We start from the raw sequence: 9,201 nt of genomic DNA, 5'->3' as shown, positions 1-9,201 counted from the left end.
CCGGAATAGCTGCACCGCGTCGGACGAAAAGCGCATCGCGCGCAGGAAATCATCGATCCGATAGCCGGGCAGCGAGCGGCGCAGCTGCGCCATCTGCGCCCGCCCTTCGGCCACGCGCCCGGCCAGTGCCAGCGCATAGGCGGCGATCGCCAGGATATGGGCATGGGCGTTCGGCTGGCTGGCAGCACGCAGCCCCCATTGCGCCGCCTCCTCGAACCGGCCCTGCCGCGCCAGCGCCATGGCGCGTGCCCCCAGCATGCCGAACAGGAGCGGGTCGCAGGGGCTGAGCCGGCGGGACTGGTCGGAAGCGGCGATAGCGGTTGCCGCGTCGCCTGCCTGGCAGTGCACGAAGGCCAGCGTGTAGTGGCCGAGCGCGAAGTTGGGGCTGAGCTCCACCGCCTGCTCCAGCTCCGCCACGGCCTGGTCCTGCCGCCCCTCCAGCCAGTGGGCCCGGCCCATCGCCCAGTGCGCGGCCGGGTCGCGCTCGTCGGCGGCCAGGCTCTGCCCCGCCGTGCGCAGCGCCAGCTCGATCGCCGGCCGTGCCGGCGCCCAGCCCTGGAAGGCGTCCTGGAAATGGGTGAAGGACAGCCCGGCATAGGGGCGGGAGAAGCCCGGGTCGAGCCGGACCGCCAGCTCGAAATACCGCCTGGCCTGCTCGTTGTCCGGCCGGCTGAACCGGTACATGTGCCAAAGGCCGCGGTGATGGGCACCCCAGGCATCCAGCGAGCCCGGCTGGCGCAGCATGGCCCTGGCACGCTCGACCGCCTCGATCTCGGCGGCGACCGCCGCGACGATGCGGTCGCCCAGCTCGTCCAGGACGACGAAGGTCTGCCCGAGCGGCCGGTCGTAGAGCTCCGCCCAGACGATCCGCCCGCTCGCCCGCTCGGCCAGCTCCACCGTGACCCGGACCTGCCCGCCCAGATGGCGGACCGTGCCGTTCACCAGGAAGTCGACCTCCAGCAGGCGCCCGGCCGTGTCCGCGCTCACCTGGCGCTCGCGCAGCGTCAGCATGGTACCGGGCGCGATCACCAGGAGGCTGCGCAGCCGGGCCAGCCGCACGATCAGGTCGTGGGACAGGCCGAACGCGACGTCGGCCAGCTCCGGTGGGCCTTCCCCGATCCCGCCGAACGGCAGGACCGCGATCGAGCGGCGCCGCGTCCCGGGCTCTGGCTCTGGTGCTGGAATGGCCAGGCGCGGCTCGGCCGGCAGCCGGGAACTGCGCAGTTCCTGCCAGGCGGCCCGCAGCGGCCGGCTGTCCACGCCCTCCGCGGCGAACCGCCGGCAGGCGGATGCCAAGTGCCGTTCCGCCTCCCGTGACTGGCCAGTACGGGCTAGGCCCGCCAGCAGGATCCGGTGGGCCTGCAGGTCCAGCGGTGCCAGCGCCAGCCAGCGCTGGAGCAGGGCAGGGGGCAGCTCGGGCCCTTCTGCCTGGGCCAGCTTCGCCAGCAGCGCCAGCTGGGCCTCGGCCAGGCGGCGCCGCTGGGACTGCAGCCAGAGCTGGAAGTCCGGGCAGGCATCGAGCTCCAGGCCTTCCAGGAACTCGCTGGCGAACAGTTCCGGCCCGGCCTCGGGCAGCCCCGGCGCCTCCAGTGCCGCTGCCAGCTCCAGCGCGTCCACCCGGCAACCGGTCAGGTCCAACCGGACCGCGTCGCCTTCCGCCAAGACCCGCGGCCGGCCCGGCCGGTCGAGCAGGCGGCGCAGCCGGCTCAGGCACCAGCGCAGCTCGCCGCGCGGGTCGCTCGGCACTTCCCAGAACAGGTCGCACAGCCGGCTGCGGCCGACCGGCCGCTCGGCGAGCGCCAGGAAGCCCAGCAGCCCGCGCAGCTTGCGCGAGCCCGGCAACGGGAGGGCATGGCCGTCCAGACTGAGCGTCAGCGGACCCAGCAGCCGCACCTCGAGCAAGGGCGCGGCACCCTCCGTCCCTGGCGAATCCACGGCCGCATCCACGCCCATCGCCACGCTCCTTCCCACACCCGCCCGCTAGACCAGGCGGCGACCGCACCCTCCTCGGCACGAAAGGGGGTGCTCATCCTAGGGCCACCCATCGGGAGAACAAGCGATCATGGTCACCCTCACTGCCGAGCGGCCGGATCTGGCCGCCATCAAGACCAAGCAACAGTCGGCCTGGGCATCGGGCGACTACGCGGTGATCGGCGTCACCTTGCAGATCGTGGGCGAGGAACTGTGCGAGGCCATGGACCTGCGCGCGGGTTCGCGCGTGCTGGACGTGGCGGCCGGCAATGGCAACGCCACGCTCGCCGCCGCCAGGCGCTGGTGCGAGGTGGTTTCCACCGACTACGTGCCGGCCCTGCTGGAGCGTGCGGCGGAGCGGGCCGACGCGGAACGCCTGCCGGTCACCTTCCAGACGGCCGACGCCGAGGACCTGCCGTTCGCCGACGGGAGCTTCGACGCGGTCCTGTCGACCTTCGGGGTGATGTTTACGCCCGACCACGCCAGGGCTGCGGGCGAGCTCGCCCGGGTCTGCCGGCCGGGCGGCCGGATCGGGCTGGCCAATTGGACGCCCGACGGGTTCATCGGCCAGCTCTTCAAGCTGATCGGCCGGCATGTCACTCCGCCACCGGAGCTGCGCCCGCCGTCCTTGTGGGGCACACGGCCACATCTGGCCGAACTGTTCGGCGACCGGGCCCGCGCAGTCGACGTCCAGCTGCGCCAGTTCCACTTCCGCTACCGCTCGGAAGAGCACTGGCTGGAAGTGTTCCGCACCTGGTATGGCCCGGTCCTGAAGGCCTTCGCCTCACTGGACGCGGCGGGCCAGGCCGCCCTGGCCGACGAGCTGACCGGTTTTGCCCGGAGCTGGAACCGTTCCGGCGATACCACTCTGGTGATCCCGGCCGATTATCTGGAGGTCGTGATCACCCGGGCGTGACGCGCGGGCTGGGTGGGTTTGGCTCGAACAGGAATCGCACGCGAGGCTAGCTGCCGCAGCCGGCATCGGCGGTGTCGGCAGCTAGCCGAGGGCATGCGCTACTTGCTCGAGAGGAAGATCAGTTCAGCCAGCGATATCGCTCGCAGTCAGGATGGGCGTGCCGAACAGCGTGATGGTGCCCGTGAGGCTCGTATTCACGCCCTCGGGCAAGTTGATCTGGCTCACATCGATCACCAGCGAGGGCTTGATCTCACCCATGAATGAGACGAGCTGCATGTCGATGCCCTGATCCGCGTCGGTCAGGATGCCGTTGCCCGACGTGTCCAGGCTCTGGAAGGCCAGCGGGCCATTGAAGTCGTTGGCGGAGTCCGCGTCGAAATAGGTCAGGCTCAGGAAGATCTTGTCCTGGCCGCGGTTGAAGTCGGTGATGAGGTCGTTCGCCTCGGTCCGGTTGTAGTCCGGATTCCAGTCATCCGGAATCTGGTAGTCGGCATAGAAATCGAACAGGAACACGTCCTCGCCCGCTCCGCCACTCAGACGGTCCCTGCCATCGCCGCCGGACAGAACGTCGTTTCCTTCGCCGCCAATCAGGATGTCGTCGCCGTAGCCGCCGCGCAGCGCGTCGTCGCCGATCCCGCCATCCAGCCGGTCGTTCTGCTGGCCGCCGAGCAGGCGGTCATTGCCGGCCTCGCCGCGGACATTGTTCGTGCCGTTGATGCTACCAAAGACGGTGTCGTCGCCGTCGCCACCGAAGATCACGGCCTGAGTGGTCGGCTGCTCTTCGAGGCTCCAGTCGTTGCCGCCCCACAGGCGGTCGTTGCCGTTCCCGCCGTACAGCACGTCGGAGCCGCCGCCGCCATAGAGGTCGTCCGGCCCGTCGAAGCCCTGCAGGATGTCGTCGCCCAGGTCGCCCTACATGCGGTCTCGGTTGGCGCCGCCGTAAACCATGTCGTCGCCATCGCCGCCCGACATCAGGTTGAAGCCATCGCCGCCATAGAGCCTGTCGTTGCCGAGCTCGCCGTGCATGGTGTCGTTCCCGGCACGACCGTAGATGACGTCGTTGCCGACGCGACCTTCCAGCACGTCGTTCCCGGCCAGGCCGTCTATGGTGTCCGCGGATTGGGTACCATTGATCCGGTCATTGCTAGTTGTGCCTGTAAGAATAGCCATGGTCATCCTGGAAATGTGTCGGGTGGCAGCGATGCCAGCGCCCGAGAAAGTCTTTCCGGAAAACCTGGACAGGCTCGGATGATCCGTCAACTCAGACGGCGCTCCGTGGCTCGGAACTATCAGAAGCGAGCCGGTCGATCGGCTTACGTCCCGCAGCGCATCTGGAAGAAGTGTGGAGTTCCACCCAGGGTACTGTGCGCAACTGCAACCCAGCCTGCCCGTTCATCGGCGAAAGTCAGGGCACATGGCGGAGGGAACGTCCTCCATACTTCTATACCCCGTTGCTTCTGAGCAAGCCGTACTCTCGTAGAAATCGTAGCTCATTCAGCAGTTTGCGTTCAACTAGTGCGTCTGGTTGCTCCTGCTTGTTCCCCATTGTTCAAGCACCTATGTTGGTACCGTTGTTGGGTCCATCATAGACTGATCAGAATGGTGCTCTCGGCAGCCAAGGTACGGAGTCTGACTGCACCTGGGCGGTACACGGACGAGAAGGGCCTGCACCTGTGGGTCCGGCCGGATGGACGTCGGTCCTGGGTGCTGCGCTACCGCCTTGGCACCAAGCAGAAGGACATGGGGCTGGGTGGCTACCCGGAGGTATCGCTGGCGGCGGCCCGGCAGGCTGCCGAGGCGGCCCGCGAACGGCTGCGGGCCGGGGAGGATCCGATCAGCGCACGTAAGGCCGAGCGGACAGCGCTGGTCCAGAGGACGGAGAACGCCGAGCAGCGCTCGTTCCAGACGCTGGCGGAGCGCTATATCGCGAAGCACGAGCCGACCTGGAAGAACCCGAAACATCGGCAGCAGTGGCGCAACACGCTGGCGACTTACGCTTATCCCAGGATTGGTGGCCGCGACGTCGGCTTGATCACCCGCGCTGACGTGCTGGCCGTGCTGGAGCCAATCTGGAACCGGGCGCCGGAGACGGCCAGCCGGCTGCGCGGGCGGATCGAGACGGTGCTGGACTACGCGGCCGCACGGGGCTTGCGCGAGGCCGGCAACCCGGCGCGCTGGCGCGACCTCCAGCATGAGCTGCCAGCGCCGCGTAAACTGCAGCCGGTCGAAAACCAGCCGGCGCTGCCGTGGAGCAAGCTGCCGGCGTTCATGGCAGAACTACGGGCACGTCCGGCCACGGCGGGCCGGGCGCTCGAGTTCCTGATATTGACGGCGACGCGCACCAGCGAGGTGATGGGTGCCACGTGGCGCGAGATCGACGAGGAACACGCGACCTGGACGATCCCGGCCAAGCGGATGAAGGCGGGCCGGCCGCATCGGGTGCCGCTCTCGGATGCCGCGCTGGCGATCCTCCGGCAGATGGCACCGCTGCGGCGCAGCCCGGACGATCACGTCTTCCCCGGCCCGCGGGCAAAGTCGCCGCTCTCCTCCATGGCATTCCTAATGTTGCTCCGCCGGATGCAGGGCAAGGCCATCGAGAAGGGCAAGCCGCAGGCGCCGGTCTGGGTGGACCAGGACGGGCGGCCAATCACCGCGCATGGCTTCCGTGCGACCTTCCGGACCTGGGCAGGCGACGCTACCGAGTTCCCTCGGGAAGTGATCGAGGCGGCGATGGCACATACGCTGAAGGACAAGGCGGAAGCGGCCTATGCCCGCGGCGACCTGCTCGCCAAGCGCAAGGCGTTGATGGATGCCTGGGCTAAGCATGCGGAGTCACAGCCGGCTGAGGTGGTGGCGCCGAGTGGGGCTTCGGCGTGACCGGTGATGACGAGGCCGATGCGCCGGATCCCAAAGAGGTCGTCGTACTTGCCGACCCACACGGCATGTTCGGGACGCGCAAGATCATTGCATCTGGCTGGGCCGCATTGGAGATGGCATCAGAGCCGGAAGACGACATTGCTGTCCTGACGCAGCTGATCGTCGACATTGAACGTGACATCGTTGAGTTCTGGGCGGCAGAAGGGCTGCCGACGGCGATTGGCTGCTACCGTCGAGTTAACGACGGCCCATGGGTTACAGGCATTCTACCCGTTCCGGCGGGAGCTGTTCGGCTGCAGAGCTGCCGACACCCTGCCGAGCGTGCTGAGCCGGGCACGTGGCTCGCCCGCTCATGGGAGCTGTGGCTTTGCCTTGAAGAAGTTCGCCGGTGTCTTGCCGAGGGCAAGATCCATCGGTTCGGACGCTTCATGTACATCCTTGCCCGGAAAGAGGGCGAGATCGCTGCTGCGAGACGGCATGGGCGTGCTTGGCGAGCCGGCGAGCGGACCATCACGGGCGGCACCAACGCGGCGAACACGCGCTTCGGGCACAGGCGGCCGATGCATAATGCATGGTTGGAACGTGATGTGGAGCTACAGGCCAAGGAGCCATCTGAGCGCGAGCGAGCACGCATCATTGCCGAGGAATGGCACGAAGACGTGGAGACGGTTCGCAAGTTCCTGAGGCGAGACAGAAGGAAGCCATAAAAAGTTGGGAAGCCTCCCTGGGTACAACCTCATATGTCCCCAGGCGATGGCGCTAACAGGTGTGTCCTGCTCTGTCTTGGAGTTTGGGACATGCTCTCCAACGTTTCGGATGAACGGCGGATCGAACCGCTGTTCATCAGCATCCGGGAATGCTGCCGAGTCGCCAGCCTCTCGTCCGTGACTGTCTACCGGTTGATTGCTGCCGGGAAGCTCACTGCGGTGAAGGCCGGGTCGAAGACCCTGATCGAGGTGGCCAGCCTGCAGAGCTACCTGGGGTCGCTCCCTCGCCTTGTCGGCCGGACCGGCGTTACTGGGAAGGCGGTTTAAGATGATCCGAAAGGATGACTGCCACCAGCCCGACCCGGAGTGCGATGGCGATGGCGCTGCCGAAGACGATGCCGCTCCGCCTTACCTGAGCGAGGACGACCGCCTCCAGCTGCTGTGCGACGTGTTCCAGACGCCGCTCCCCACTTGCGGTCGGTCGCCCATGGAAGCCCGTTTCGGGGTGTGGCGGTACGACCGGGACCGGCGGAGCAAGCGGACCAAGGTTCCGTACGATCCCCGGACCGGCAGGCGGGCGAAGTCGAACGATCCGGAGACGTGGGCAACCTTCGACCAGGCCACCGCAGCCTTGGCGACCGAACGCTGGGCGGGGCTCACCGTCTTCCTGGGCGATCTGGACGACGGCCCGCGCTGCATCTTCCTGGTGGGCGTGGATCTGGACCTCTGCCGCTCACCGGTCACTGGGAAGATCGAGCCTTGGGCGGAGGACAAGGTCCGGTCGCTGAACACCTATACCGAGACCAGCCCGTCCGGCACCGGCCTGAAGGCGTTCGGGATCTACTATGGTGACCCTGATCCGAAGGGAGACTGCCCCAAGGAGCTGAAGCTGCAGGCACCGGTGCCTGAAGGTGCGGCCGGCTATGGGCACGATGCACCGGAGCTTGCTTGCTATCCGGAGGCGCGGTTTTTCACGGTGACCGGGCTGCATCTGCCCGGCACGCCGCTGGCGCTCAACGACATCACGGATGCCGTGAACGCCATTCAGGAGGAGATCCGCGAGGGCAGGCCGAAGAAGGAGCGCACGCGCCGGAAGCGTGGCCGGCCCGGCTATGACGAGACGGCCGAGCCCACGGATCTGCCGGATGCGGTCAAGCGCCTCCTGAAGGCCGATGCCGACTTCGCGGAGGCCTGGGCGAGCGGCGCCAAGATCGGCCCTGGTACCGACACGAGCGGCAGTGGTCTGGACTTCTCCCTGGCGGTCTTTCTCAAGCGCAAGGGCATCCAGGGGCACGACATCGCCGTCACCCTGCGCCTGTACCGGCACGGGCAGATCGGCTCCGGCAAGCTCGTTGGTCAGCAGATCCCGCGCCGGATCGGTCGCATCCTCGCCGAGCTGGATACCGCACCCGAAGGGGAGGAGCGCGATGACCAGCGGCTGGTTCTCCGCTGCGCTGGCGGTAAGCTCCACCTGGTCGTGCAGCGTTGCGAAAGGCTCCTGGCCCAGTCCGGCTCCATCTATCAGCGCGGCCCCCTGCTGGTGCGCATGGTCCGGCTGGAGGACGTGTTTGCCGAAGGCGGCATCAGGCGAGCAGCCGGCAGCCTGACGATCGTCGGCTACGATGTCCCGTCGCTGCGCTACCTGCTGAACCACTTGGCGCTGTTTGAGACCTACGACCGACGCATGAGGGAGTGGACCCCGTGCGACTGCCCACGAGAAGTGGCGGAAACCCTCCTGTCGAATTCCGGCGCGTGGCCGACGATCCCGCCGCTGCATGCCATCATCCAGGCGCCGACGCTGCGGCCGGACGGCACGGTGCTGGAGCGGCCCGGCTATGACCGGGCCACCGCCCTCTACTTCGACGACGGCGGCCGGGGCTTCCCGCCGATCCCGGCAAACCCGACCAAAAAACAGGCCGAGGCCGCTCTGGAGATCCTGAAGGAGGTCCTGGAGGAGTTTCCGTTCCAGACCCCGGCCGACAGGTCAGTGATCCTGGCCCTGTTCCTGACGGTCCTGGTGCGGCGGGTCCTGCGCTCGGCGCCGATGATCCTGATCGACGCGCCGATCATGGCGTCGGGCAAGTCCCTCCTGGCCACCCTGGCATCCTGGATCGCCACGGGGCAGGCACCCTCGATGATGTCGCAGGCCAGCGATCCGGAGACGGAGCGCAAGCGCGTGCTGGCCCTGCTGCTGGAGGGCGACTCGCTCATCCTGATCGACAACATCGAGCGCCCGCTGGGCGGCGATACCTTCTGCAGCGTCCTGACCGAGCCCCGGTTCAAGGACCGCCTGCTGGGATCGACCAGGACCGTGTCGGTCCCCACCTGCGCCACCTGGGTCGGCACCGGCAACAACCTGGTGGTGGCGGGCGACCTGTCCACCCGGGTGCTGATCTGCCGGATCGACCCGCAATGCGAACGGCCGGAGGAACGGAACTTCAACCGCAACTTGCGCACCTACGTCCCGGAGCATCGGCCGGAGCTGGTCGTGGCAGCGCTCACCATCATCCGGGCCTACCTCGCCGCTGGTTCGCCGGCACAGAAGGTGAAGACCTTCGGCCGGTTCGAGGAGTGGGAGGACTGGTGCCGCCTGCCGCTGATCTGGCTGGGCATGGCGGACCCTTGCCTGACCCGGAGCAGGGTCGCCGCGCGGGATCCTGTCCGCGAGGACCTGGGTGCGCTGCTCGATGCCTGGTGCGACCGGTTCGGCGAGAGCGCGAAGACCGTGGC

The 9,201-nt window shown here is 67.9% G+C and carries 7 protein-coding genes and 1 pseudogene; 5 read left to right on the top strand and 3 right to left on the bottom strand.

Going from position 1 to position 9,201, the window contains the following annotated elements; translation table 11 throughout:
- On the bottom strand, positions 1-1,953 hold a 1,953-nt coding region (locus EQG76_RS21685; protein ID WP_159716406.1), incomplete at its 3' end, for a transcriptional regulator.
- Positions 1,954-2,062: 109 nt separating this feature from the next.
- Between EQG76_RS21685 and EQG76_RS21680 the strand changes: the two genes are divergently transcribed.
- Positions 2,063-2,887, top strand: a complete 825-nt coding sequence (locus EQG76_RS21680) for a class I SAM-dependent methyltransferase (protein ID WP_159716405.1) — start codon at positions 2,063-2,065, stop codon at positions 2,885-2,887.
- Between the two features lie 123 nt (positions 2,888-3,010).
- On the opposite strand, the gene EQG76_RS21675 is transcribed toward EQG76_RS21680, so the two are convergent.
- A complete protein-coding gene (locus EQG76_RS21675) occupies positions 3,011-3,778 on the bottom strand; it encodes a calcium-binding protein (RefSeq protein WP_235031498.1) in 768 nt (255 codons plus the stop codon).
- Positions 3,779-3,799: 21 nt separating this feature from the next.
- Positions 3,800-4,147 (bottom strand): calcium-binding protein, encoded by a 348-nt coding sequence (locus EQG76_RS21670; RefSeq protein WP_159716403.1) that lies wholly within the window; start codon positions 4,145-4,147, stop codon positions 3,800-3,802.
- 339 nt (positions 4,148-4,486) lie between these two features.
- Between EQG76_RS21670 and EQG76_RS21665 the strand changes: the two genes are divergently transcribed.
- From EQG76_RS21665 to EQG76_RS21650, 4 genes and pseudogenes are all read left to right on the top strand, one after another.
- Entirely contained in the window at positions 4,487-5,764 is a 1,278-nt protein-coding gene (locus tag EQG76_RS21665; RefSeq protein ID WP_159716402.1) for a tyrosine-type recombinase/integrase, read from the top strand.
- Positions 5,761-6,471: a hypothetical protein gene (locus EQG76_RS21660; protein ID WP_159716401.1), complete on the top strand. Its 711-nt coding sequence runs from the start codon at positions 5,761-5,763 to the stop codon at positions 6,469-6,471. Before EQG76_RS21665 ends, EQG76_RS21660 begins: the two co-directional genes overlap by 4 nt.
- 90 nt (positions 6,472-6,561) lie before the next feature.
- Positions 6,562-6,798: an excisionase family DNA-binding protein gene (locus tag EQG76_RS21655; protein ID WP_159716400.1), complete on the top strand. Its 237-nt coding sequence runs from the start codon at positions 6,562-6,564 to the stop codon at positions 6,796-6,798.
- 1 nt (position 6,799) lies between these two features.
- Positions 6,800-9,201, top strand: a pseudogene (locus tag EQG76_RS21650) (hypothetical protein); the annotation flags it as partial.

This window comes from Geminicoccus flavidas (assembly GCF_009806515.1).
Classification (GTDB): domain Bacteria; phylum Pseudomonadota; class Alphaproteobacteria; order Geminicoccales; family Geminicoccaceae; genus Geminicoccus; species Geminicoccus flavidus.
This window is presented reverse-complemented; position numbering and strand designations above follow the sequence as displayed.

Excerpts from the sequence above, each read along its gene's own strand:
- EQG76_RS21665 (WP_159716402.1), top strand. The coding sequence starts at position 4,487 with ATGGTGCTCTCGGCAGCCAAGGTACGGAGTCTGACTGCACCTGGGCGG.
- EQG76_RS21680 (WP_159716405.1), top strand. The coding sequence starts at position 2,063 with ATGGTCACCCTCACTGCCGAGCGGCCGGATCTGGCCGCCATCAAGACC.
- EQG76_RS21655 (WP_159716400.1), top strand. The coding sequence starts at position 6,562 with ATGCTCTCCAACGTTTCGGATGAACGGCGGATCGAACCGCTGTTCATC.